Annotated in this window: 21 protein-coding genes, 2 tRNA genes and 1 pseudogene; 6 read left to right on the top strand and 18 right to left on the bottom strand. The window is 43.9% G+C overall.

The window, feature by feature from the left end; translation table 11 throughout:
- Genes KFE98_10325 through KFE98_10315 form a run of 3 tightly spaced genes read left to right on the top strand, consistent with a single transcriptional unit; the run spans position 1 to position 3,112 of the window.
- Positions 1 to 1,140 (top strand): MoxR family ATPase, encoded by a 1,140-nt coding sequence (locus KFE98_10325; GenBank protein UTW64507.1) that lies wholly within the window; start codon positions 1 to 3, stop codon positions 1,138 to 1,140.
- Entirely contained in the window at positions 1,140 to 2,471 is a 1,332-nt protein-coding gene (locus KFE98_10320) for a DUF58 domain-containing protein (GenBank protein UTW64506.1), read from the top strand. Before KFE98_10325 ends, KFE98_10320 begins: the two co-directional genes overlap by 1 nt.
- Entirely contained in the window at positions 2,471 to 3,112 is a 642-nt protein-coding gene (locus tag KFE98_10315) for an alpha/beta hydrolase (protein UTW64505.1), read from the top strand. Before KFE98_10320 ends, KFE98_10315 begins: the two co-directional genes overlap by 1 nt.
- 7 nt (positions 3,113 to 3,119) lie before the next feature.
- On the opposite strand, the gene KFE98_10310 is transcribed toward KFE98_10315, so the two are convergent.
- Entirely contained in the window at positions 3,120 to 4,253 is a 1,134-nt protein-coding gene (locus KFE98_10310; protein UTW64504.1) for an SMP-30/gluconolactonase/LRE family protein, read from the bottom strand.
- 315 nt (positions 4,254 to 4,568) lie between these two features.
- Here KFE98_10310 and KFE98_10305 point away from each other — a divergent pair, with 315 nt between their 5' ends.
- On the top strand, positions 4,569 to 5,633 hold the full coding sequence (locus KFE98_10305) for a hypothetical protein (protein ID UTW64503.1): 1,065 nt from the start codon (positions 4,569 to 4,571) through the stop codon (positions 5,631 to 5,633).
- A 151-nt stretch (positions 5,634 to 5,784) separates the two neighbouring features.
- On the opposite strand, the gene KFE98_10300 is transcribed toward KFE98_10305, so the two are convergent.
- The 7 genes from KFE98_10300 to KFE98_10270 form a co-directional block, all read right to left on the bottom strand.
- Positions 5,785 to 6,519 carry a response regulator transcription factor gene (locus tag KFE98_10300; protein UTW64502.1) on the bottom strand — a complete coding sequence of 245 codons (735 nt, stop codon included), beginning with the start codon at positions 6,517 to 6,519 and terminating at the stop codon, positions 5,785 to 5,787.
- A 50-nt stretch (positions 6,520 to 6,569) separates the two neighbouring features.
- Positions 6,570 to 9,602: a histidine kinase gene (locus tag KFE98_10295; protein ID UTW64501.1), complete on the bottom strand. Its 3,033-nt coding sequence runs from the start codon at positions 9,600 to 9,602 to the stop codon at positions 6,570 to 6,572.
- A 530-nt stretch (positions 9,603 to 10,132) separates the two neighbouring features.
- Positions 10,133 to 10,951, bottom strand: a complete 819-nt coding sequence (locus KFE98_10290) for a hypothetical protein (GenBank protein ID UTW64500.1) — start codon at positions 10,949 to 10,951, stop codon at positions 10,133 to 10,135.
- A 72-nt stretch (positions 10,952 to 11,023) separates the two neighbouring features.
- Positions 11,024 to 11,833 carry a hypothetical protein gene (locus KFE98_10285; GenBank protein UTW64499.1) on the bottom strand — a complete coding sequence of 270 codons (810 nt, stop codon included), beginning with the start codon at positions 11,831 to 11,833 and terminating at the stop codon, positions 11,024 to 11,026.
- Positions 11,834 to 11,955: 122 nt separating this feature from the next.
- A complete protein-coding gene (locus tag KFE98_10280; protein UTW64498.1) occupies positions 11,956 to 12,627 on the bottom strand; it encodes a response regulator transcription factor in 672 nt (223 codons plus the stop codon).
- On the bottom strand, positions 12,602 to 14,290 hold the full coding sequence (locus tag KFE98_10275) for a sensor histidine kinase (GenBank protein UTW64497.1): 1,689 nt from the start codon (positions 14,288 to 14,290) through the stop codon (positions 12,602 to 12,604). Before KFE98_10275 ends, KFE98_10280 begins: the two co-directional genes overlap by 26 nt.
- Before the next feature lie 315 nt (positions 14,291 to 14,605).
- Complete coding sequence (locus KFE98_10270; GenBank protein ID UTW64496.1) at positions 14,606 to 15,925, bottom strand: T9SS type A sorting domain-containing protein; 1,320 nt, start codon at positions 15,923 to 15,925, stop codon at positions 14,606 to 14,608.
- Between the two features lie 133 nt (positions 15,926 to 16,058).
- Between KFE98_10270 and KFE98_10265 the strand changes: the two genes are divergently transcribed.
- A complete protein-coding gene (locus KFE98_10265; GenBank protein ID UTW64495.1) occupies positions 16,059 to 16,487 on the top strand; it encodes a hypothetical protein in 429 nt (142 codons plus the stop codon).
- Between the two features lie 553 nt (positions 16,488 to 17,040).
- On the opposite strand, the gene KFE98_10260 is transcribed toward KFE98_10265, so the two are convergent.
- The 5 genes and pseudogenes from KFE98_10260 to mutS all read right to left on the bottom strand — a co-directional run bounded on the left by KFE98_10260 (position 17,041) and on the right by mutS (position 21,055).
- Positions 17,041 to 17,463, bottom strand: coding sequence for a VOC family protein (locus KFE98_10260; protein ID UTW64684.1), 423 nt, complete (start codon positions 17,461 to 17,463; stop codon positions 17,041 to 17,043).
- Positions 17,464 to 17,920: 457 nt separating this feature from the next.
- Positions 17,921 to 18,166 (bottom strand): GIY-YIG nuclease family protein, encoded by a 246-nt coding sequence (locus KFE98_10255; protein ID UTW64494.1) that lies wholly within the window; start codon positions 18,164 to 18,166, stop codon positions 17,921 to 17,923.
- Positions 18,167 to 18,235: 69 nt separating this feature from the next.
- A tRNA-Leu gene (locus KFE98_10250) sits at positions 18,236 to 18,320 on the bottom strand.
- Between the two features lie 47 nt (positions 18,321 to 18,367).
- A tRNA-Gly gene (locus tag KFE98_10245) sits at positions 18,368 to 18,440 on the bottom strand.
- Positions 18,441 to 18,488: 48 nt separating this feature from the next.
- Positions 18,489 to 21,055, bottom strand: a pseudogene (gene mutS, locus KFE98_10240) (DNA mismatch repair protein MutS).
- Between the two features lie 127 nt (positions 21,056 to 21,182).
- Here mutS and KFE98_10235 point away from each other — a divergent pair.
- Positions 21,183 to 21,722, top strand: a complete 540-nt coding sequence (locus KFE98_10235; protein UTW64493.1) for an RNA methyltransferase — start codon at positions 21,183 to 21,185, stop codon at positions 21,720 to 21,722.
- Positions 21,723 to 21,767: 45 nt separating this feature from the next.
- On the opposite strand, the gene KFE98_10230 is transcribed toward KFE98_10235, so the two are convergent.
- The 5 genes from KFE98_10230 to folK form a co-directional block, all read right to left on the bottom strand.
- Positions 21,768 to 21,962, bottom strand: coding sequence for a hypothetical protein (locus KFE98_10230; GenBank protein ID UTW64492.1), 195 nt, complete (start codon positions 21,960 to 21,962; stop codon positions 21,768 to 21,770).
- Between the two features lie 55 nt (positions 21,963 to 22,017).
- On the bottom strand, positions 22,018 to 22,230 hold the full coding sequence (locus KFE98_10225) for a hypothetical protein (protein UTW64491.1): 213 nt from the start codon (positions 22,228 to 22,230) through the stop codon (positions 22,018 to 22,020).
- A 94-nt stretch (positions 22,231 to 22,324) separates the two neighbouring features.
- Positions 22,325 to 24,052, bottom strand: coding sequence for a hypothetical protein (locus tag KFE98_10220; GenBank protein ID UTW64490.1), 1,728 nt, complete (start codon positions 24,050 to 24,052; stop codon positions 22,325 to 22,327).
- Between the two features lie 111 nt (positions 24,053 to 24,163).
- Positions 24,164 to 24,796: a deoxynucleoside kinase gene (locus KFE98_10215; protein ID UTW64489.1), complete on the bottom strand. Its 633-nt coding sequence runs from the start codon at positions 24,794 to 24,796 to the stop codon at positions 24,164 to 24,166.
- Positions 24,793 to 25,299: a 2-amino-4-hydroxy-6-hydroxymethyldihydropteridine diphosphokinase gene (gene folK, locus KFE98_10210; protein ID UTW64488.1), complete on the bottom strand. Its 507-nt coding sequence runs from the start codon at positions 25,297 to 25,299 to the stop codon at positions 24,793 to 24,795. The genes KFE98_10215 and folK overlap by 4 nt, the downstream gene beginning before the upstream one ends.
- Between the last annotated feature and the right edge of the window lie 40 nt (positions 25,300 to 25,339).

The following is a 25,339-nucleotide window of genomic DNA, read 5'->3' as shown; positions in this document are numbered from 1 at the left end:
ATGGAAGAGACAAACAAATCTGAACAATCGGTAAATCCGGAAGAAACTCCACGTACCGAAGGGCCTGCAGAACAGGCAAACCATGATTCTTCCAAGGAAACTGAAGCCAAAAAAGCCTTTCCTGCGGTTGAGTCACCGGAAGTTCCGAAAGGCGCTGAAATTCCTGAAATCAAACCTTTGGAAAAGGAAGAAGAGTTTAACGAAATCGCTAATGCGGTAGATCAATTAAAGGCCGAAATCCAAAAGGTACTTATTGGTCAGGATGAAACGCTGGAACTGCTTATGGCAGGTATTCTTTCCCGGGGCCATTTGCTGCTGGAAGGCGTTCCTGGAATTGCCAAAACCTTGATGATTAAACTCTTCTCGAAGGCTATTTCTACCTCCTTTAAACGGATTCAGTTTACGCCAGACTTGATGCCTTCTGATGTGATCGGTACTTCGGTATTCAACATGAAGACTTCGGAATTTCAATTTAAGGCCGGCCCGATTTTTACGAATATCGTATTGATTGATGAAATTAACCGGGCCCCGGCCAAGTCGCAGGCTGCTCTTTTTGAAACCATGGAAGAATACCAGGTGACAGTTGATGGAACTACCTACCAATTGGATGAGCCTTTCTTCGTATTGGCCACGCAAAACCCGATTGAACAAGAAGGAACCTACAAGCTTCCAGAAGCGCAGCTCGACCGTTTTTTGTTCCGGGTCAAATTGACCTATCCAGACCTCAAGGACGAGATCAGTATCATGACTCGATTCAAAGACAGCTTTGCCCTGAGACCGGAAGAGAGCATCAAACCGGTATTTTCAGTAAACGACTTAAATCGCTTTCGTTCACAGATCGAAAAGGTGCATATTAAGGATCAGCTAATCGAATACATTGCTCAACTGGTTCATAGTACACGAAACAGCCCCGATCTATTCCTGGGAGCTTCACCCCGTGCTTCTTTGGCCATAATGCGCACGTCAAAAGCCATTGCGGCTATCCGGGGACGCAATTTTGTTACTCCAGATGACATTAAACACGTGGCTAAGCCTGTGTTGAACCACCGGATTATTCTGAGTCCAGAGAAAGAGCTGGAAGGCGTGACCACTGAACAGGTGATTGATGAGTTTTTAGCAGAGATTGAAATTCCTCGTTAGTGAAGTACTTCAAAGGCATATTCATAACTACCCGTTTCCTCGGTCTTTTAGGGATTTGTTGTTTTCTATTCGTTTTATCGTTTAGTTACTCCGCTCTATTCTACGCTGGGGCACTGGGCCTTTTGTTGTTATTCGGACTCCTGGCCTGGGATATTTTCCGACTGGGTAGTTCAACAAACACGGTAAAGGCGAAGCGGACTGTAAATGGACTCCTTTCCCTTTCGGATGAAAATCCCGTTTACCTCGAAATTGAATCGGAATATTCCTTTAACGTAAACCTTCAAATTATTGACGAGATTCCTGAGCAATTACAGATTCGGAATTTCGACATGAATACCCATTTGAATCCAGGCGAAAGCAAAACCCTGGAGTACTCCATTGCCCCCAAAACACGTGGCGCGTATCTCTTTGGGCGAACCCGTATGCTGGTTTCAAGCGGATTGAATCTGGTACAATGGATGGTGGTGGAAGACAACGGGGAAGAAACCGCGGTGTATCCCTCGGTGATTCAAATGAAACAATTTGAGTTAGAAGCCTTTTCAGCGCACTCTAACTTCTACGGCATCAAGCGGATTCGAAAAATTGGGCACAGCTACGAATTCGACCACATCAAGAATTACATCCAGGGAGATGATCAACGGAGTATCAACTGGAAAGCCAGTTCGCGTCAAGCTAAGTTGATGGTGAACAAGTACGAAGATGAGCGTTCGCAGCCCGTTTATTCCTTTATTGACAAAGGGCGTTCTATGAAAATGCCGTTTGAAGGATTAACCCTGATGGATTACGCCATTAACACCAGCCTGGCCATATCCAACATTGTGTTAAAAAAGCACGACCGTTCTGGATTAGTCACTTTCTCTGATAAAGTTGGATCATTCATCCGAGCGGAAAATCGTCCGCAACACCTGCAGCGAATTTTGAGCACCCTTTACAATGAGCAAGAGCGTCAGGTAGAGGCCAACTATGAGATGCTCTATCAGCTTTGTAGGAGTCAATTGGGTCAGCGGAGTCTGATCTTTTTGTACACCAACTTTGAGAGTGTTAATGCCCTACAGCGCATTCTCCCGATTCTGCGAAAAATCAACCGCTTACACCTCTTAATTGTTATGTATTTCTCGAACTCAGAGTTGGAAGAAATGGCTCAACAGGATTGTAAGGAAGTAATTGACATCTACCATCAAACGACGGCCCGGAAAATGATCTTGGAGAAGGAATTGATTTTGGAAGAGCTGAAGCGATACGGTATTCAGGCCATTGTTTCTTCACCTAAGAAGCTTTCCATCAATACCATCAACAAGTACCTGGAGCTTAAATCTCGTGGATTGATCTAATGAAGATCTATCAGATAAGCGGATTGGGAGCCGGTGAAGAAGTATTCAAAACCACCCGCTTAGATTTCCCCACCCAATTTATTCCCTGGATAATTCCTGAACCTCAGGAAACTATCGAGCATTATGCTTCTCGTATGGCAGAGGCCATCAATCCTGACGAACCCTTTTGTTTGATGGGAGTGTCGTTTGGAGGCATCATGAGTCAGGAAATAGCCAAACTGATCAAGCCACAGCAAATATTTATTGTTTCCAGTGCCAAAAGCCGAAAGGAAATTCCGATTTACATGCGGGCCGTTGCTGAATTGGGACTCACAGCCACGCTTCCCGATAAGCTGATGAAGCAAACCAATGGCGTTACCCATTTTCTGTTTGGGGCCAAATCTGAGGGAGAAAAACAGGCCCTTAATGAAATCATGGAGAACATAAATCCTGATTACCTGAGATGGTCTTTAACTCAAATAGGTAAATGGAAACAAAAATCACCTCCACCCGATTTGATCCATATTCATGGAAACCATGATTTCCTGTTTCCCCTGCGAAACGTAAAGAATCCGGATCATGTTTTACCCGGAGGACACTTTGTTGCCGTTCAGCGCGGAGCAGAAATATCCAGGATTATCAATGATTATTTGAAAAACTAATCCAGAATTACTGAAGAACAATTTTGCGGGATTCAAGCAATTCCGCTCCGCTTCTCAATTCCAGAAAATAGATCCCTTTGGGGTAATCATCACCATTGAGTTGCCAATGGAAATTTCCAGCTGCAATGGATTCGCTCCATAGTTCCTGGCCCAATGATCCAACCAGTCGGATTTGAGAAGGAATCATCACCTCCAGATCAATGCGAACATTACCCGAGCTCGGATTGGGAAAGGAATTCAACTTCCATTCGCCGGATGAATGGTCAGGGAGGGAGTTAATGATAGTATCCCTATCTGGCACTATGCGTCGAAGCAAATTGGTGTTGTTTTCAGATATGTAAAGTGTATCACCCGTCGGACTGGCGGCAATACCATCGGGGTTCGTAAAACGGGCTGAATCTACAGGCCCATTGACCGTACCCAATTGTCCCGTACCCGCATACACCCGGAAGGTTCCATCCAGCTCCACTTCATAAATGCGGTGATTTCCCGTGGCACAGACATAGAGTTTACCTTTTGCAAAACACATAAATCCAACTGGAAGATCCGGAAGGGTGGCCACAAGAGTTTTTGCTCCTGCCGTATCGATGCGCCACAAATTGCCTTTTCGAAGACTAACCACATAAAGTCGGTGCCGATCGTCGAAAGCTATTCCAACGGGCTGATCAATTCCACTTGTCAAGGTTCTTATCACCCCGGCTGGTGATACGCGGCTCACAGTTCCATTGCCATAGTTGGTGACATATAAATAACCGGCCGTATCAAATGCCAATCCTGACGGGCTTGGAAATCCACTGGCAAATTGGGTCACCTGACCATTTGTATCCACCGTGCTCACTTCTCCACTTCCAAACTCTGCAACATAAAGCAGTCCATTAGCATCGAAAGCCATTCCAGCGGGGCGGGTCAATCCATCGGCAAAGATCTTACTGGTTTGGCCATCAGGCGAAATCTGGTAGATACGGGTTCCGTCAAAACCACTTCCAAATAGATCACATCCGTAGATGGTACCATCGTCATCAACCAGAACACCGTTATTGATTCTGGGAACCGGACCAATAACTTTTTCCACCCGCTGAGCCATCAGTGGATGCAGGGAATGAATCAGGACTAAGGAGAGGATTAAGAGTCGTGTTTTCATATAGACCAATTTAGAATGCTCGTTGGAATCAGGAAGTTATGTAGGATAAACGGCTGTGAGAATTATATGGGCGGTTGCGCTTTTCCAATAAATCACTCAAACTACACAAAACCAACACCTTACAATTATTCAATTTCTTCAAAAAACAAATTCTAAAACAGCGGCTACGAATACTAGAGCAGAGCCTGCAAATAATAAAGTTGCCCCGATTAATGGAAACAACCCTGGTATGTTTGAGTCATGAAATCAAAACAATAATTCCAGTCTCAGTCGCGAAACACACCGATCAGGACAGGATCAAAAAAAAACGGAATCATGAAAAATTTAGCTTACACCCCCGCCTCCAAAACCTTATTGAACCGCGCCATGGCCTGGCCAAAAATGCCTGTTCTGACTGCCAGAGTCATGGGCGGTTTTCTTATCCTTACCTTATTCCTTAGTTCTTGCTCTCCTAAACCAGCCGAAAAAGCACCACAAAAATTCGCCCTGGATCAAGTCACTCAAAACTACCTACGCCACGTTCGCTTGGCCGATGGAGTGCCGCTTAACATCCAGGTATCGGTGCGCTGGAAAATCGCTGACTATGAAGAGTTCAGCAACCAATTCTCAACTCCCGGTCGCTACGACTCCCTGATTCTCGCTCCGCGCCAACTCGAACTGGCCAACAAGGTGGCGAACACTTACTCAGATGTGGATTCTGTATTTACCTCTGATAAGGAACAATTCGTTACCGAAGTGAAAAATTACCTTCTCAAAAACCTGGGTGAAACTGGGGTGGAAATCAAGGAAGTAATCGTAGCCCGGGTCGATTTTCCAAAAACCTATACTACTGCTAAGGAGCAACTGGCTACTCAAGAGCAGGAACTTGCCGCCATCCGCAAACAACGGGTAATTGATCTGGAAAAAGCCGAGTCTCAACGTGAACAAGCAGAAGCCAATGGAAAGGTAGCCATGGCCCAGGCCGAAATGGATGCTAAGGTTCAAAAGATAAATGCTGAAACTGAAAAGAGCCGTCGTACCATGCAACTGGCCAAAGCTGAAACCGAAAAACAAGTGGCCAGACTACGCGCCCAATCCGATGCCGAGAAAAAAGAACTCCTGTCTAAAGCTGAACTAAACCGCCAACGTGACCTTAAAGATCTGGAAATGCAAAAGAAAAAAGAGCTGAACACCCTGGCTATCCAGAAACAAAGTGAACTGGACAAACTCACTTTCTCCCAGGACATGCAAATGGCAAAATTGTGCTCGGAGAATCCGGTTTACGCGAACTACATGGTGAACAAAGAGTTGGCCAGCAAAGTTCAAATCGCGGTCCTACCATCCACGGGTGATGCCGGCGTGTTCAGTAACCTTCTCAACAACGGAATGGCCAATAAATAAAGTTTGATTCCGATCCTGCGAGCCCGAGAAGTGACGGGATACTCGCAGCGTTTTAAGCCCCTGCCGCTCTGGTTAGGGGCTTTTTCAGGTTTGAGGGGCGAGATTCGAGATTACCTGCGGTGATCGCTTCGCTCCGAGTTCGAGATTGAATTTAGAACTGATCAAGCATCCGGATTACTTCGGCTTTTTTTCGGCTGGAGATGGGTACGTGAGAACGGTCTTTCATCACCAGGTAGCCGCCTTCGGTTTTGACAAATTCACGGATGTAGTCGCAATTGATCAAATGGGACTGATGAACGCGGTAAAAATTCTGATCGGCGAGCATCTGATCAAAAACTTTTAAGGTACGGGTCACCAGGAGTTTCTGACCATCGTGAAAATGGAACTGGGTATAGTTGCCATTCGATTCACACCGAACGATTTCTTCGAGCTCGGCGATGTGAATCTTTTCCTGGGTATGCAAGGCAATTTTCTTGGGCTTATCTACCAGGTTTTCCTTTAAGATATCCAAGGGGGTTTGATCGTTTTTTTGCTTCTCCAAAGCCTTTTCCACGGCCGTCATCAGTTCATCCGGATCAATGGGTTTGAGCAAATAATCGATGGCCGAAAACCGAAAAGCTTTGATTGCATAGGCATCCGAAGCAGTGGTAAAAATGGTGTGAAAGGATTCAGCATCGGCAATTTCGAGGAGGTCGAAGCCATCACCGTCATTCATGTGAATATCGAGAAACACAATATCGGGCTGCGTCGCTTTGATCAGCTTGATTCCAGTCAACACGCCATCTGCGGATCCAACCAATTCTATGTCAGGAAGGTAGTCCTCCAGGTCTTGTTGCAAGGCCAGCCGTGCCTCTTCTACATCATCAATAATTACCGCCGTCGCCATTCCTGTTCTTGATCGTCGAGTAAAAGTAAGGAAACGAAAGCTATCAATATTTATTCCGTAATCGGAACGCGAACGGTCACTCGGGTGCCTTGGGAAGTGCCATCGGCATCGTAAAGATCTTCGATGGAAATACTATCCTGGTTTTTGTTCGATTTAAGGAGGTCAATTCTTTCCTGGGTAATGATCAGGGCAGCGGATTTATGTCCGGCTTCCTTTTGCGCACGCATCTGTGCCGCCTTCTGTCTACCGATACCATTGTCCTCCACATAACACTCCAGGTAATCACCTACTTCCTTAAATCCGATAATGATTTTGCCCTCACCTTCTTTTCTGGATATTCCATGAATGATGGCATTTTCCACAAAGGGTTGAATAAGCATAGGGGGAATTCGAATGGCTTCGGTTTCGAGATCTTCCAGACCTTCGAACTCTACTTCAAAAGGGTTGCCGCTACAAAACTGCTCAATGGCCACATAGTCCTGCAAAGTCGCGATTTCATCACTGAGGTATATGGAAATTCTTCGGGAATTATCGAGAATGCGCCGCATCAGCTTGGAAAACTTCGCCAGGTAATAACGTGCCGATTTATTGTCTTTGGTTACGATGAGTCCCTGAATGGTGTTGAGCGCATTAAAAATGAAGTGCGGGTTCATTTGAAGGCGTAGGGCTTTTTGTTCCAACTGAAGCAGGTCGTTTTCCATTTGCAGTTGCAGCTGTACCGCTTTTGCTTTTTGTTTGACCCGACGAATTCGAAGCAATACGAGCAAGGCTAAAATCAATAACAATCCTCCTCCTACACTGGATCGAAACCACCATTTCTCCCAATAAGGAGCGGTAATAGTAAAGGAATAAGAGACTGGTTCAATATCCCACTCTCCTTCCTGGTTGGATGCTTTAACCTTAAAAACATATTTGCCTGGGGCGAGATTAGCATAGGTAATATTTCGCTGGGCGGATGGCGGTGACCACTGCTTTTCCAATCCTTCGAGCATCCAGCGATACCTCACTTTGGCGGGATTGCTTTGTACTACTCCATGAAAGTCGAAAGAGATATGGTTTTCATCATAGGGCAGAATCAATCCATCTTTAATCTGTCCCCATTTTTGACGCCAATCGGCATAGGTCGTATTTTCTAATGGAATGTAGGAAAGGCTTGTCCCGGTAATTCTTAAAACGGGTGGATGGCTCTTTCTTGAACTCATTTTAGGCGAGTATTTCAAAAGGCCATTAACGGTGCCAAACCAGGTGTTTCCTTCTCGATCCGTAGTCACAGCCCGAGTGACGGTTTCCACGCCCAAAAAGCCTTCAGACTTTCCATAATGCTTGATTTCTACAATCTCGCCGTCGTCACCAAACAACAAGCGATCAACGCCTCGTTCCGAACCAACCCAAAGCTGCCCGACAGAATCCTCTTCAAGCAAGTAAATGTTGTCGGAGGTAAGTCCGTCGCTGTGGTTGTAATTCTTAATCCAGATGGAATCGGAGTATAACGACAGGCGGCTTAAACCTCGTCCACCAGTAGCAACCCACAACCAACCTCGGCTGTCTTCAAGAATGGCTCGAACACTATTGCCCGCCAGGCCATTTCTTACATTGTAGTCCTGCTGGAGGCTGTCGGGAATGAAGTAGCCAATTCCATTTGTTCGGGTCACATACCAAATTCGTCCTCTTTTGTCTTGGTGCAATTGACCGATCCGGTTGTCTGAAATTTTTCGGGGCGCTCTGAAGATTCTAAAATCCCATCCTGTTGTGTCGCGTCTATCAATCCTGCAAATGCCTCCATCTTGGGTAGCCACCCAAACAAAGCCACTATCATCTTCAATGATGTCTTTTACCCAATCGCCGGAGAGGCCATTCTTTAACCGATAGGAAATAACCGTATCACCGTCGTAGGTGTACAGTCCTTCACCCTCGGTTCCAAACCACATCAGGCTATCTGATGTTTGAAAAACGGTTTTGGTTTTTAGGCCAGGAAATCCGGAATCGATTCCATAGGGAATGAAGGACGTCCCGTCAAAACGGGCAATTTCTTTGTCGGAAGAGGTGATCCATAAATGATTATTGAGATCCGGAAACAACGAGTAGATGTAATTGGCTGGAAGTCCACTTCGGGTGGAATAATACTTGAACAACTGCCCTGAGTATCGACTAACTCCGCCTCCTGAAGTCCCCATCCAAAAATTGCCCCAGCTGTCTCGCAGCAAAGACCGAGTATGGTTATTGGCCAAGCCATCTCTTTCGGTTAAATAAACAACAGAACTATCCCGGGGATTCCACCGACAGACGCCTTGTTCTGTGGTTGAAATCCACATACGTCCTTTTTGATCGCAAAGAAGGTCGGTGATCACGGCATCTTCTAACCCCAAGATATCGTTGAAGGAAACAATCCGATCTGTACCTACCGCACACACTCCATTTCCATAGGTTCCAACCCAAAGCAATCCGTTATGATCCGGTTCAAAGGCACGTATCAAATTTCCACTAAGTCCTGTTCGTCGGGTTAGCCGGGTCAATACCTCATTCTGGTAAACCGTAATTCCCCGATCGCTACCTACCCACAAACGCTGGGTAGAATCACTATACCACAGAGTCAAAGGGCCTTTGTTTTGAAAGCTCTCTTCCTCGACCTTACTCATTTTACCGTTTTGCCATTGAAACAAACCTTTGCTGGAACCAAACCAAAGGCTTCCATCCTTTCCAGTGGTGATGTCATCCACCACCCAGGTTCCGGAAAAGCCGGGATCAATTCGGGTAAACACCATTCCGTCGAAACGACAAAGTCCATTGCTGGTTCCTATCCAGAGATCGTTTTGCTCATCTTCATGTAGGCTTAGGATGTAGTTGCTCACCAATCCATCATTGACCGAGTAGGTCGTAAATTTTTCTCCATCAAATCGGCAAAGACCACCTCCCCGAGTTCCCATCCAGATATAACCACGGGAATCTTCCAACAAAGCATAAACCTGAGATTGGGCCAAACCTTCGCCTACTGAAAAATTGGAAAATTGGTATTGCTGTCCCCAAAGGGAAAAGGAGCAAAAAAGCCCCAGGAAAAGAAGTAGGTTAAAAAGAGAGTTGCGCAATTGACAATGAATTGATCCGTCGGAATTGCCCGAAAGATATCCCAAAAAATAGAACCGAATCTCGAAGATTCGGGACTATTCAGGGATTAATCGATTGTGATTAGCACAGCTGATCAGGACACTCCTCCAACGCTGTGGTCAGGACCTCGTCAATCCGTAAGTACTCATTCCATTCGATTTGCAGGTCTCAGGGGAGCACTTATTGATGGGATAAAGGTGCGATTTTATGCCTTTATTTCCAAGTCATATAGGTGAAATGTGGGTATGAACTAACCAATACCCGTTCTCAGTTGATTATTGATCTTTTTGTACTACACCCACCTATTTTGTCTCACTTTTTTCTGTGGAGTAACGGGGAATGGTCTTTCGGTTCGGGTTAAATACAATCCATTTGTAGCACCTCACCTTAAACCAAAAAAAACAGCGCATTAAATGCGCTGTTTACCGAATTTAGAAGGACCTATCCTCCAACTAAACTCACCCTTAAAGGGCCTGACTGGTTACTCTCCCTATTTTTGAAAAGGATAGGATTAATCGATTTCGAAATAGCGTGCAGCTCTTACTTTGTAGGATTTTGATTTAGGAGCCGAAGTATTAAAACCATCGGAAAAATCGAAGGCGTCACCATATTTAGCAGAGGCCTGATTAGAACTCCAGTACAAGGCCTTTTCGAAACTGCCCATACCGTTTTGATGCAGGTTGTTGTAAAAAGCTTCCAATTCATCCGATGATGGAAGAAACCAGTCACTTTTTCCATTTAAGCTTAAGTCAGAACATTGGCGGGCAGGAATTCCAGCATCTGAGCAGCCATCGGTTATCAAATGAGTATTGGCCGAACCCATTCCTTTTTGAGCTTTGGTTCCGGATATGGAATTGCTGTTGCATCCCCAGACTGATTCGTTCAAATCACTTGGCGCCGCAATGATTCCAATTTTCGTGTTGGCATTAAAATAAGCGATAAGTCCGCCTTCATAGGTTTTACCATACAAGTCCTTTAAATCGACTCCGGCATCCACCAGTTGTTTGGGTGTTTGCCCACCATCTAATAGTTTTTGAATATCCGATAGATCTAAGGTTTCGCAATTAGTTCCTGTAAAACCATCCGGACAGTCACAAGCACCATTAACACAGGTGCCCCCATTTTGGCAGGATACTCCAGAGGTAATACACTTATCCTCAGTTTGGCAATTCTCTCCTGAAAAGCCCGATGGACATTCACAAGTCCCATCTACGCAGACTCCGCCATTGGAGCAGCTCACTTCTTCGCACTTGTCTTTTTTACAGGATTGGGAAATAATGGCCAGGGAAAATAGGCTGGCCACAAACAAAAATTTAGTGATCGTTTTCATATTTGATTTGAATAATTTGCTGAATACAAAAAGGGCAGAACCGATGTTCTGAAGGTTAAGAATGGATGTGTGTTAGAAGTTCCTAACGCATGGAAAACGATAAAAACCTAAGGCAATATCAAGGTCCTGACTAATACCGTCTTTAAATGACCATCCGTAAATTTGGTTGGTGTCTTTGATCGAGGACGACCAATAAAGGTCATCTGAATAACCACCTAATCCTCTTTTATGAAGGTGGAGATAAATGAGCTCAATTTCATCTCTCGAAGGGATGTACCAATCATTGTGAGCATTGAAATACAGATTATGACATTCACCGATGGCCCCGCTCATCCCGCAGTATTGCAGGAACTTTTCGTTATTGTCAAATCCAGCACCTATTTCGGTCCCGTTTCCTGGAACCACAATTTGGCAACTCCAGCTCATTTCAAACACCGGTGGATTTTCAGCGGCTACTATGCCCTTGCCGCTGGTCGTATCCAGGTAAAAAATTCGCCCCCCGGCATACTGCTTACCATAAATACTATCTAAGGGCACTCCTCCATCGAACAACATTTTGGGTGTCTTTCCCGAATCCAAAAACTGCTGAGTTTTACCTGGATTTAGTTTTTCGCAATGGGTTCCGATATAATCATCCGGGCAATCGCATGTACCATCAGTGCAAGCTCCCCCGTTTTGGCAGTTAACCTTTTGGGATAAGCACTTGTCTTCGATTTCGCAGTTTTCTCCACTGAAACCCGTCTCACATTGGCAAGTTCCCTCCACACAAACTCCTCCATTGGAGCACATTTTATCTAAACACGGGTCGGTGTTGCAGGATGAAAAAAAGAGGACGATAGAGGTCATCGCCATTCCCATCCATAAAGCTTGAATCTTTGTCATAGGTCTATTGTTTTTACAATTCGATTCAAACCTATTGGCTCCAGGGGCCCATCGCCGAAATTTGGGATGAATCCCGAAAGTTTTGTTGTGAAATGAGCGAGGAGCTCAGATTGAATTTGGATTTAGGCCCAATCTTTTAGGTGATCACGATAGCCTGCAGATACTGGGATGATGTCTCCCGAGACTAATGTAATCTCTTTACCAATGGCCTTAATCTTATTGCGATTGATCACATAGGAGCGATGCACCCTCACAAAGGTTTTAGGATCCTGATCCGTCCAATCTGTAATCTTTTGGCGAATAACCTTGGCTCCTTCCTGATCAAAAACTTCGCAATAGTTACCGGAAGATTTGATGTAGAATACCTGAGATTTTAAGAAGTATAGAGTACTCTTCCCTTCCCGTATTTCAATTTGATCTTTGCCAAAGAAGTTGAGTCGGGCCATTTCTAAATTGGCAAAAAGGTTGGCTTTACTAATGGGCTTCACCAAGTACCCAATAGGTTCTAAGAGAGCCGCGCTACTAATCGTTTCTTGATCTGCATAGGAAGTTAGGTAAATGAAATGTACTCCCTTGTCTTTAAGCAATTGTGCCACTTCGATTCCCGACTTCCCTCTTCCCAAATGGATATCTACAATGGCCAGATCGTATTCTTTCCTATGGATCAGTTCCAAGGCTTCGCTGTAGTTATAAGCAATGTCTTTTACATTGAAATGCTCATACTCCTGAATATAGAGTTTGGTTTTCTCAGCAACTATGGCGTTATCCTCAACGATCAATATCTGAATCTTCATCGGGAAGTTTAATAGTAAAATGAAGGTTAAATCGTTCGCCTTGTTGATACCATTTCAGGTTTCCACCGAGCTGCTTGACCAATAGATTTACGATATACAAACCACTGGATTTGGCATCACTTATTTTGTAATTCTCCGCTAAGCCCTGTCCGGGATTGGAAATGGAAAAAGTAGCTTGCCCCGGAATAAGTTTTAATTCCATTTGAACACTTCCCAGGTTTAGATCTCCGTACTTAAAAGCATTCGTTAAAAGCTCATTCACAATCAGGGCAAAGGCAATGGTCTCCTCCGATCTCAGGTACAACTTATCCAATTGGGCATCTACAATGGAGGCTGACTTTCCAAAAAGTAGGGTTTGTGCCTCTATCAATCGCTGTAATATGGGAACCACAAGAACCCGGTAATTCTCTTCTTCTTCCAGGATGCTCTTGTAGACTTCGGATATCAGATTGATTCGGTGAATGCTCTTGTTCAGTTCATTCTCCACCACCTTGTTGACCGTTTTATTGGCTTGAATTTCCAATAAACCACTCAGCGTAGACAAGTTGTTTTTTAATCGGTGATTCATCTCCCGCATCAGGAGTTTATTCTTCTCAATAGCCTGGCCGAGTTCAATATTCTGTTGAAGGATCACCTCATTATCCAACCGAATCTGTTTCTTCTTCTGGAATTGATCCCAGGCCAAAATCAGGATAATTATGGAGAGTCCAACAATGATCAGAAGCGTGTAGGCCATGGTGCGACGTTGCTCCTCTTTAAGCTCTGCTAACTCTTGAGTTTCGTTGAGTTGCTTCTTCAATCTTCGGGTAGAAAAATCAAAATCCTTCGCCATCAGTTTCATTCTATCCCGGGTAGAATAACCTCTTTCCGTAAAAATGAGAAGGGAATCCGCCATAACCAAGGCCGAATCAAATTGATTCTTTTCCCTGAAGTAGCGCATTTGATAAGCATAGTAAGTAACCAAAGCATCCCAAAATGGGTACTCATCGGTCATCTTCTTTACCAGGTTCATGTGCTTTACATACCCTTCCTCGTTGCCTAAAAGTTGTTCGCTTCGAGCAATGTTTAGATGTTGAAGGGAAGCGTGAAAATGGTCGTTCACATCCAAAAAGATATCCAAGGCCTCTTGGTAAAACGGAATCCTTTTGTCCAGGTCTTTTAAGGTCACCGCATAGAGAAAAGTGGCCACGCCTTTAATGGTGGAATTTGGAATATCCTGAGCGAGACGGTAGGCATTTTCCGCATAAAAGATGGCGGAATCTCCATACAGTTCTTCCATGGTTCGGTGATAAGAGGACTTCCTTACATTCCAGGCTACCCATAAACTATCATTACCGCAATGCTGAGCCAGGTTTCGAGATTCTTCTAATCGCTGATGACAAAGTTCTGCGTTGTACAATTTCTCCTGTAAACGAACAAGGAGAATCAAAACATGGGCATTAAACTCGTCATCGTCAAATTTTCTATCTAACAATTGATTGGCCAATTCAACTGCCTTTTCGTTTAATTCCGATTTCTCCAAAATGAAAACGTATTGCCAGCTAAGTTTCCTGAAGTAAGTGGAAGTCGAATCCTGTAATTTGTATTTCTGATATAGATCCAGAACGATTGGAAGAGCCACGTCGGTATTGGTGGTCGATACAATGGAGTCGATCTTATGCATCTCCTTTTGGTACTTAACATGGGCCTGGGCCTTCGCCCTGGTCAAAGGCAAGCTTGCTATTCCTATACTGATCAGGAATAGAACAAGAAATTGCTTTATGGAAATGAGGTAAAGCAGGCTTTTGAACTTTCAAATTCGTCGAGGCCACAAACCTAAATCAAAGCACCTTATCGAGGTCTCATTTGTTACCAAACCTGATTTTCTTGGGGTGAATCATTATCTCCGCAAAAGAAAAAAGCAGCGCATAAAGCGCTGCTTTTAAAACTATCAGAATGGTCGGTTTGCTGCGTCAGAATGAGGTTGATTCCCTTTTGGTCAACGATGAACGATTTTTAGCATTTCCTGACCCTCTCCAATTTCCAGCAATAACATACCAGCCGGAGCATTCTCTACCGTGATGCGGTAATCAGCTGGACTCAACTCTCCTTTTTGAAGAATTTGACCTGCCAGGTTTCGAAGAGTATAAGAAATGGGCTCCTCTACCGGAACGTAAAGTTCATTTTCAAAAGGGTTGGGATAGGCCACTACCCCATCAATCGTCCAAATATCATCACCCTCAATACTTAATACGGTTTTGCATATTGGCATGTAGGTGGTTCTATCATAGTTCAGACTTCCTCTAAAACGATAGGTGGCTCTTTCCGAAACCAGGGCACCATCATCGTAGGTGAAGGATCTAAAAGAACGACCTAAGAAGTGGAGGTTAACATCGTCCCAACTATTATTTACGACGATGGAATCTATTCGTCCGTTTTGGAAGTAGTGATTTTGCTCTGAAATATCCCAGGCATGCATACTGCGTCTTTGCCGTTTTCTTTCATAAATCTTCTTTCCCTGCGCATAGCGATACTCCACTACTTCAAGCGTATCTCTAATAAATCGAGTGGTATCCCGCTCGATAGCGTAGGTAAAAAAGTGAGAGGAATCGGGTTGATAGATCCACCCGTCCAATCCAGCCGGAACAAATTGACCTGCAGTGGTATCATACTTTACCGATTGAATGCTATCCAACCTTCCTTGAGTCGATCGGAAATAAGTGAACTCCATTTGATGAAGGGTATCACCTTTGTAATTGAACATCAAAAAGCTACGATCTGTAATCAAACCATTTTGATGAACGTAGCGGTTTTCTTCACCTTTGATCAGGTTACCATTGTAGTTATAGTAGCGGGTAAATTTGATTTGATCATTACCTGAATAGACATATTCCCGGCGTTGATTTTCTTCTATACTCGCCCCTGTATAGGCATAGAGGCTATATCTCGTCACTCTTCCCTGCCCATCTCGGGTAAATACCTGTTTGGACACACTGTCTGTACTCGTAGAGTCTTGAGGATCTAAATAATGCAGCGCCAATTGGCTAAGTAAGGAGTCATTGCTATCGTAGACATATTCAAATCTGCTTTGGTAGCACCATCCGTCATACAATCCAAATCGGCAGGAAAAATCCAGGTAAGTTTTGGAAGTGGCCCGGCAGTGTTCATCAAATTCGGTAATGACCACGTCATGGGTATCCATCTGCTGGGTAAGCAGGTTTAGTTCGAAGGTAAAAGTGGTATCCGTAGTTTGTCCTTTCAAGGTGGTACTTACGACCAAAAAGAGGAAGCAAGCGGTTAAATTGAGTAGCAGTTTCATGACATTTTTGTTTTTTCGAAAGTTGAATTTCCCGGCTTTTAAACCAAGTTCCCTTTATTCGAAGACCCCTTCTTGAGGGTGAATGGCACAGCTAAACTTTGGTTTTGGGTAAGTGGTGGATTTTGAAAGTTAAATGGCGGCGCTTCTGCCTTTGACCATTTATGAATGGCTATCTTTTTTATCCCGATTGGAATTTCGAACTTTGAATATGACCTTGGCTTTCGGCTTAGTTGCTTTCGTTATTATGTACCTACTATTTCTCATCTACGAGAAACATCGGTTCCTAAAGCTTCGAAATAAATCGGAAAAGAAATTCGCAATCGTCAAAGAATACCGCAAGGAAAAAGCACAATTGCGCAACAATTATTCTCAGTTAGACTACCCTTACATTAAGGTAGAAAAAATCGGAAACGATGAATTAGTGCGGTTGCGATATGCCAACTCCTTATATCGCTATTTCAAAATCGGAGAAGTTGTTGAAGTTTTCTACATGAATGGCAACTGGCTCTACTGGAGCACCCCTGAAAAAGGAATCAATAAATACCTTCCTCCCTATTCATGAAACCACTGTCTCAAAATACGGCACAACTATCCTTCCTATTCCCCGTGTTAATTGGGCTCTTTGGAAGCTTAGCACTCTATAAATTACTTGAGTCAATTCCTGTATTAAATTACCTCGCCGTTTTTATCGGTTTAACCCTAACCGGGCTATATCTATTCAGACAAAACCAAAAGCGGGTGGATGTTTACTATGATTCGGAATTCTTGATCTTACAAAACTCAAAGAATCAACGAAAGATTTCCTTGACTCGAATTAAAAATCTCGAGGATACCCAGAACAGGCTACGGATATTCGGCATCCCTTATTCTCAATACAAGATTGAATTCCTTAATGAAGTTGGGAACTCCGAACAAGTCATTTTTTACGTGTCGGATATGTATGGCACATTGGATGATTTTAAAACCCAACTTGGAAAATATCCTCCTTTATAGGAAGTCGTCAAAAAATCAGCCTAATTCAGCTTTCTTATAGGTTCTCAACCAATTGAATGTTGTTTCCGAGGTATCGTTCAATACAGCCATCTTTATCGTTCCCATTTCGGTGGGTTTCGGCTTTATTTTGTTGTTGGCCTTCCCATTTTGGTTAGAACACTATCAACGGGCTCCCATAACTCAATTTTGTTTCCATCCGAATCCACAATGTGTACAAATTTGCCGTAGTCGTAGGTAGCAATATCATCGACAATCGTGACTCCATTGTTTTTCAATTTCTGCACTAATCCTTCGATGTTTTGAACTCTATAGTTGATCATGAACTCTTTTTCGGAAGGATCGAAATAATCTGTAGAATCTTCAAAGACATCCCAATTCAGGTAGTTAACTTCATCAGGACGATTAGCATTCCTAAATTCGAATGGAGAACCATAGGCATCAACCGCAAGTCCTAAATTATCCCGGTACCATTCTTTCATTTTTTGAGGGCTACTTGATTTAAAAAAAATCCCTCCAATTCCTGTCACTTTCGGAACGGTATCCATTGATTCAACAGGGTTTCCTTTTTCTTCTGTTCTATTATCCTTTTGCCCCTCTTCCGGGTTGCAGCTTATAAAAGTCACCGCTAAAGCTATTATTAGAATACTAAGGGATTGTCTCATCTTATCTGGTATTATCCTTTTTTAATCGGAGTGTAAATCTAAATCATCAACCCAATAAATGAATTGAATACCATAGTTCTGAACTATCTTACTCTTTCGGATTTGTAATCCGAAAGTACGAGTCGCGGATTACTCACTTCGTTCATGAGGTCGCAAGCTCAGTTTAAAATCCGCAGCTCTAACATCCGGATTACAAATCCGGATGAGTGGGGGTCAAAAAAAAAACGAGAACGTGTCTCAAACCTCGTTCTCGTTTCTGAAAAGTACCCGGGACGGGACTTCCCGCCCGAACGACGTTCAGTCGGGCGGGGAACCCGTACGGACGCGATGTCCACTGGATTTATCCAGCTAAAACATTTTTCTTGATCCATCGACGGCCTGCCGCCGTCTTTAAATACCGTTCCCTTTTGAGTGCTTCCTCCAAGGTTTCGTACTCCTCCTTATAAATCAGTTTCCATGGAATCCCAGATTTCGTCGATTTGGTCTTACCCGAATTATGTTGCTTCAATCGAGTATCCACATCTTGAGATTGACCCTTATACAAGGCTCCAGTAGATTCACTTTGAATGATATAGACGAAATACATCAGTTAGGTTTAGGTAAAAAAAAACAGCTTCAAGATTTCGCATTCATGCTGCCTCTCAAAGCTGTTTTGTACCCGGGACGGGACTTGAACCCGTACGGACGCAATGTCCACTGGATTTTAAGTCCAGCGTGTCTACCAATTCCACCACCCGGGCGGGTGATCAAATAAAAAAGGTCGCCTTGGGCGACCTTCCTTTTCTTGAGCGGGAGACGGGATTCGAACCCGCGACCCCGACCTTGGCAAGGTCGTGCTCTACCAGCTGAGCTACTCTCGCGTTTGGGGCGTCAAAAGTATAACTTTTTCACAAATACCAAAAGAAAAATCAACCTTCTAACAGGCTTTTAATCTCATTCAATTTCATCAGGGCCTCTACAGGGGTCAAAGTATTGATGTCGGTATTCATAATCTCGTCCTTGATTTGGGACAGCGTAGGATCATCCAACTGAAAGAAACTCAGCTGCATATCACTTTGTTTCTTCAATACATCTTTGTTCTGATCCTTGCTTGCATGAGTGGTTTCTAACTCCTCCAGAATTTTTTCGGCTTTATGAATAACCCGGGCCGGCATTCCAGCCATTTTGGCCACATGGATACCAAAACTGTGTTCACTACCCCCGGAATCAGCTTTCGAAGGAATACAACCTTCTTATCAATCTCCCGAATAGAGATGCTGTAATTCTTGATCCGATCGTAGCTCGTTGCCATTTCATTCAACTCATGGTAGTGAGTGGCAAACAAAGTTTTCGGGCGTGCCTTATTCTGATGCAAAAACTCGGCAATGGACCAGGCGATAGAAATTCCATCATAGGTACTTGTACCTCGTCCAATTTCATCGAGAATCACCAAACTTCGATCCGAAATATTATTTAGAATACTGGCCGTTTCGTTCATCTCCACCATAAAGGTCGATTCGCCTTGCGAAATATTATCGCTGGCTCCTACCCGGGTAAAGATCTTGTCGATGACTCCAATCTCTGCATTTTTAGCCGGAACGTAACTTCCCATTTGGGCGAGGATAACGATCAGCGCATTTTGCCTTAAGAAAGCCGACTTACCCGCCATGTTAGGACCGGTAATCATCAGCAATTGCTGCTTATCCTGATCGAGGTACACATCGTTGGCAACGTATTCCTCCCCTACAGGCAGCTGTTGCTCAATAACCGGATGGCGTCCATCCTGGATAGCTATAGCCAGACCGTCGTTCATAGAAGGTCGGGTATATTGATTGCGATTAGCTACCCGGGCAAAACTCAAAAGGCAATCGGTTTCGGCCAATACTTCTGCGTTGCGCTGAACGGGCTGTACTCCTCGAGCCACAAAGGCTACCAGCTTCTCAAAGAGTTCCGTTTCTAATTTCAATATCTTTTCCTCAGCACCGAGAATACGGCTTTCGTATTCCTTCAGTTCCTCGGTAATGTAGCGTTCTGAATTGGTGAGTGTCTGTTTACGAACCCACTCTTCCGGTACCTTGTCTTTATGTCTGTGCGTAACCTCCAGGTAATAGCCAAACACATTGTTAAAGCCAATCTTGAGGGACGGAATTTCTGTTTTTTCAATCTCCCGTTGCTGAATCGTCACCAAGTAATCTTTACCGGAAAACATCAATTTACGGAGTTCGTCCAATTCTTCAGAAACGCCTTCGCGAATCACATTTCCCTTGATTACTTGAGCTGGAGGATCGTCAGAAAGCTCCTTTTCGATTCTTGTGGCCATTTCCACACAATCATCTAATCGGGCATTTAGCTGCTCCAATTCTACCAGACCACTTTTAGCAAAGAGCTCTTTTACCCTTGGAATAAGTTTCACACCTACCAAAAGCTGCCTCATCTCTTTGGGGCTAATTCGACCGATAGAGGCTTTACTTATCAATCGCTCCAGGTCTCCCACCTCTTTAATCAAAGAGCTGAGTTCATCAGCAATGGAGTCCTGCTCCAGAAAAAAGCCAACCCGGCTATGGCGTGATTCTATAGCTTCTCTATCCTTCAATGGTAGAGCCAGCCAGCGACGCATCAATCGGGCACCCATCGGAGAAACCGTATCGTCGATAATGCCTAAAAGCGTTTTTGCCCCCGCATGAGGACTGTTAAACAGCTCCAGGTTTCGGATCGTAAACCGATCCAGCCAAACGAAGTTATCTTCTTCAATTCGGGCGATTCGGGCGATATGATCTACCCGGTTATGCTGCGTTTCGGAAAGGTAGTGCAAGGCAGCTCCTGCTGCTTCAACCCCTAAGGGCAAATCTTCTACTCCAAATCCCTTGAGGGAATTGGTTCCAAATTGGCGTAGTAATAGTTCTTCTGCAAAGTCTTTCTGAAAAGCCCAATCTTCCAGATAAAAGACATGAAGCTTATCGCCGAACAAAGGAGTAAGCTGCGCCTTCTTCTGACGATTGAACAATACCTCAGAGGGCTGAAAGCTTTGTAACAGTTTATCTACATACTCCGGTTTTCCTTCAGCCACCAAAAATTCTCCGGTGGAGATATCCAGGAAAGCAACCCCGGCTCTCTTCTTGTCTATGGTGACCGCCGCCAGAAAGTTGTTCCGGTTGTGATCCAACACCTTGTCGTTGTACGACACCCCAGGAGTTACCAATTCAGTAACCCCTCTTTTGACGATCTTCTTGGTCATCTTGGGGTCTTCCAACTGATCGCAAATGGCTACTCGCTCTCCAGCTCTTACCAACTTAGGTAAATAGGTATCCAGAGAGTGGTGAGGGAACCCAGCCAGCTCAATATGAGCCGCAGCACCATTCTTTCTTTTGGTTAGAATAATGCCCAGAATCCGGGATGCTTTGATCGCATCCTCACCAAAGGTTTCGTAAAAATCTCCTACCCGGAAGAGCAAAAGTGCATCCGGATATTTCCCTTTGATTTGATTATACTGCTTCATCAAAGGGGTTTCGCTAGCTTTTTTGGTTGCCAAATCTACCGCTTGTATTTTCTTTGTCCGTGAACGGATAAAGGTAAAAAGACGGCTACACGAAGCCCGAATTGCCTCTTACATCTTTTGGCGATTTATGAACAGGAAATTAAAAGTGGAGGAAATGGACCGCTTGTCGGTCGAAGCCTTTAAAAAGGCCTCTAAAATCCCTCTGGTAGTGGTCTTAGACAACATTCGTAGCCTGAATAATATTGGCTCGGTTTTTCGCTCCTCTGATGCCTTTCGGGTGGAAAAAGTGTGGTTATGCGGAATTACGGCTACTCCACCGCATCGCGGCATTCGAAAAACGGCCCTCGGGGCCAGTGAGTCGGTGGAATGGGAATACCGGGAGAATACCCTCGATCTTATTGAGGAGCTCAAGGAAAAAGGCTACCAGACCCTGGCCGTGGAACAAACGAAAGACAGCCATAATCTACTCAGCTTTGAACCACAAGCCGATCAAGCGTATGTATTGGTATTGGGCAATGAAGTAAAGGGAGTGGATCAGGATGTAGTAAATGCCTGCGATGGTGTTTTGGAAATCCCTCAGGAAGGAACCAAGCATTCTCTGAACATTTCGGTATCGGCTGGTATCGTGCTCTGGCACTTCTACCAGGCCCATAAAAAAACCCTTTAACGGATTTCCGAAAAAGGGCTTTACTTATGTAGTTGTTATCTCTTCTTAGTTTTTGGTGCAGGACCAACCGTTTTCGTCGTACTGCTCCATAATTTGATCGTACTGTCTGGATTTGCCACAAACTTCTTCGCTGGTCAATGTTCCTCTATTGGGATCTTGGTAAGTACAGGTTGAACACTTTTCACAAGAAATCATCCCCAGGCTCATGGCCATCACTGCAAGTAACATTAACTTCTTCATATCCATTTCAAATTTGAGCAAATATAGAAAATTAAGTATTGGATTTGCGAACGATTTAGGGAGTGTTCATGCAAAATACGTCTCCATATTGACCATAGCGCTCATTGAGGTCTTTTTCCAGGTTATCCAAGCCATCTTTATCGTTGCAAATCTCTGAAGTCGATTTGCGCTCTCCCTTGGCATTGGTGTATTCACAAACATAACAGTTGTTGCAGGCTCCGAAAACAAAACCGGTCAACAGGGTTAAAAGTATTAGCCGCTTTTTCATGGTTCGAATATACAAATGGAATTGATCGGAAATAAAAAATCCCCGTAAGTACTTTGACCAACGGGGACTTTCTAAAAAGATTTATGTCTAAAACTTACTTCACCAATCCACTGAAGGCAGCATCTTCACGTAGACTGATAAATTCAGCATCATTAGCAGCTTTGGACTTCAGCTTACCTTCCAATCCGAAAGCAGATTTCAGGTTGCTGGTTACCATATCGTTGTTTGAAGTACGAGCTCCGATAACCGCTTTAAGGTAGTATCCTTCAGCAGTTGCTTTAGCTTCAGAAGCATCCAAAGTTTTCAAAGCTCCGTCGTTGTTTCCGTTCAACATTTGAGCCAAGGCAGCGTTGAAGGTTTTCTCTCCACCAAACTTAGAAACTGCAGTTCCGTAGTCTCCTTTCTTGATATTGATAATACCCATGTTGTAGCTTACCTCAGGACCAGCTCCGGAAGCAGACTTGAACAAGCCTTCAGCCTTAGCTGTGTTTCCTTCAAACAATTCGCAAACACCCAAGTTGTTAGATACAATCGGAGTATTTTGAGCAGAAGCCGCTTTTTCAAATTCAGCTTTTGCACCAGAAACATTGTTTTGAAGTACCATTACATAACCTACGTTGTTGTGAGCTCTCCAGTCAGATGGATACTGAGACTGAGCCAACTTATAGATTCTCAATTTCTCATCAAGATCGTTAGTCAATGTAGCAGCGTACAACAACTCTTCTACTGAAAGTGTATCAGGGTTAGACTTGGTCAAAGCCGTGATTTCCTCATCAGTACGAGCCATTTCGTCAGCGTTCAAAGTAATCATGGAACGACGTAGAGAAGGAAGTACTTTCTCAGCCAACTCAACGTATACAGCAGCCATGTTCTTGATCTCAGCTTCACGCTTAGCGTTGTCAGCGTTCATTTTAAGAACACCCAAGATGATGTCTTTATCTTCGATATCAGAAGCCTTGGTTGCTTTTTCAAAACCTTCCCAGTCTTCACCTTTACCGATCTCGGTAATAAATCCTTCAGCCTTGGCAGCTTCCACTTTCTTACGCTTAAGAATTCTCATGATTGCTTGAGCGGCAGTCTTAGCACGATTGTTGGCCAAGTTGTCGTTCAAATCCATTTCTCCATCAGGAGAAGCGTAAGCTGAAACAGTAACTCCTTTGAAAACGTACTCATTGGCAACGGCCATTTCTACGAATTCAGTGAAGGCTTTAATATCTTCATCTCTCAATTCAGTTGAACGAACTTGAGAAGATTGAATCAAGTAGTGAATTTGAGCCTCAACGGTGTGAGGAATAACTTTCTTAAAGTTGTCTTTAGCCAAGATAGGACGAGCGTCTGACTGAACCAGGTAAGGAGTGGTAATGGTACCATCACCAATCTTGCGTGATTCGAACTCTTGAGTCTTGGTTTTGAAAGATCCGGTAGCCTGAACGAACAACTGAACGTTTTCCATGATAGGCTCGTAAGCGATCTTGTCAGTGTAGCTAAAAGATCCTCCTTTTTCGTAGTCAATCTTTTTTCCATCACCGTCTGCTTCGTTTCCGAGCAGGGTCATTTCCTTCAATTCTTTAACCACTTCTCCGTCAGCATTTTTCAATACTGCTTTGGCCTTTACGGTAGCTAATTTATGGAAGTATTTGGGTGGAATCTTTCCGCTAATGTTTACTTCTACACTATCTCCGTGCATTTCAAGGGGGTCGGGGTTCACGGAATATTTAATGTTCTCCGCGTACTTATCCATTTTCTTCAAAGGGTTACATGCTGCCAACCCCACAGATACCAACGCTACTAAGGACAGAGTCTTTATGGTATTCTTTTTCATGACTTTAGACATTTTTAGTCTTTCGATTAAAGAATCATTTTGCTAATAAAGTGCAATAATAACTAATTGTTCTCAATAAGAAGGAGGTCTCACTGCATTGAAATCAGCGAACTACGGTTTAATTCTCGTTATTCCGAAGGGATAATTTTCCTTCAACAGTCCAAGGATTATTTGATAATGTTTTGGATCTGATACAAAATCCAAATCCGTTGTATCCAAAATCAGAATAACCGATTTCCGTTGCTGCCGGAAAAAAGCCATATACCGTTTTTGAATTCGTTTAAGGTAGTTTAACGGAATATCCTTCTCATAGGGTCTACCCCGTTTTAGGATATTTTGTTTCAATTTTTCGGGCTCTTGGTACAAATAAACCGTCAAATCGGGCTTTGGAGCCTGCCGAATCATCAAATCATAAAGGGTTCGATACAGCTGCAAGGTGTCCCCTTTCAGGTTTTCCCGGGCAAAAATGAGTGACTTCTGAAGAATGTAATCAGACACCACCATCTGCTGAAACAAATCCCGGTTGCTCAGTTCCCGACCAATCTGCTGGTAACGCTCCGCCAAAAAACTCAATTCGAGCTGAAAGGCAAACTTATCGGGCTGACTATAAAATCCAGGCAGAAATGGATTGTCGCTAAATTCCTCTAGCACCACTCGGGCATTAAATTCTTCAGCCAACTTATGGGACAACGAGGTTTTTCCAGCCCCAATGGTTCCTTCTATAGCGAGGTAGTGATAATTCATAGTTCGTAAAGCTCCACCTTGGAATCGTCGGTGCAATAATCCAACATTTCTCGCACGGATTGTGCAGTAATTGGATGAATTAAATCCGGAGCTACTTCGGACAAGGGTATGAGAATAAATTTTCGCTGGTGCAATCGGGGGTGAGGAATTTCCAAATTTGAATCTGCCACCTGCTCGTTTCCATAGAATAGAATATCTAAATCCAGAGATCGTGGCCCCCAGCGGTCCTCTTTTTCCCGATCACGACCGCACTCTTTTTCAATGTTGAGCAATTGATTCAGTACCTCCGGTGCCGATAAACGGGTGTGAACCAAAACCACCTGATTCTTAAAATAGGGCTGATCTTTTACACCCCAGGGCTCCGTTCGATAGACCTGAGACAAACGTTCAAGCCTTCCTATCCGAGCTTCAATTTCGTCTAAAGCAAGCTGTTGCACAGCCTCCCAACTTCCTAAATTTGATCCCAGTGAAATCAACACCTCCATCATCTCCTCCGACTGCATAAGGCAAAAATATTCCATTCATACGACCGGAACACCTTTA

It is taken from the genome of bacterium SCSIO 12741, from assembly GCA_024398055.1.
In the GTDB taxonomy this organism is placed as follows: domain Bacteria; phylum Bacteroidota; class Bacteroidia; order Flavobacteriales_G; family Salibacteraceae; genus SCSIO-12741.
Note: the sequence above shows the minus strand (reverse complement) of the source record. Positions and strands in the feature narration are given on the sequence as shown.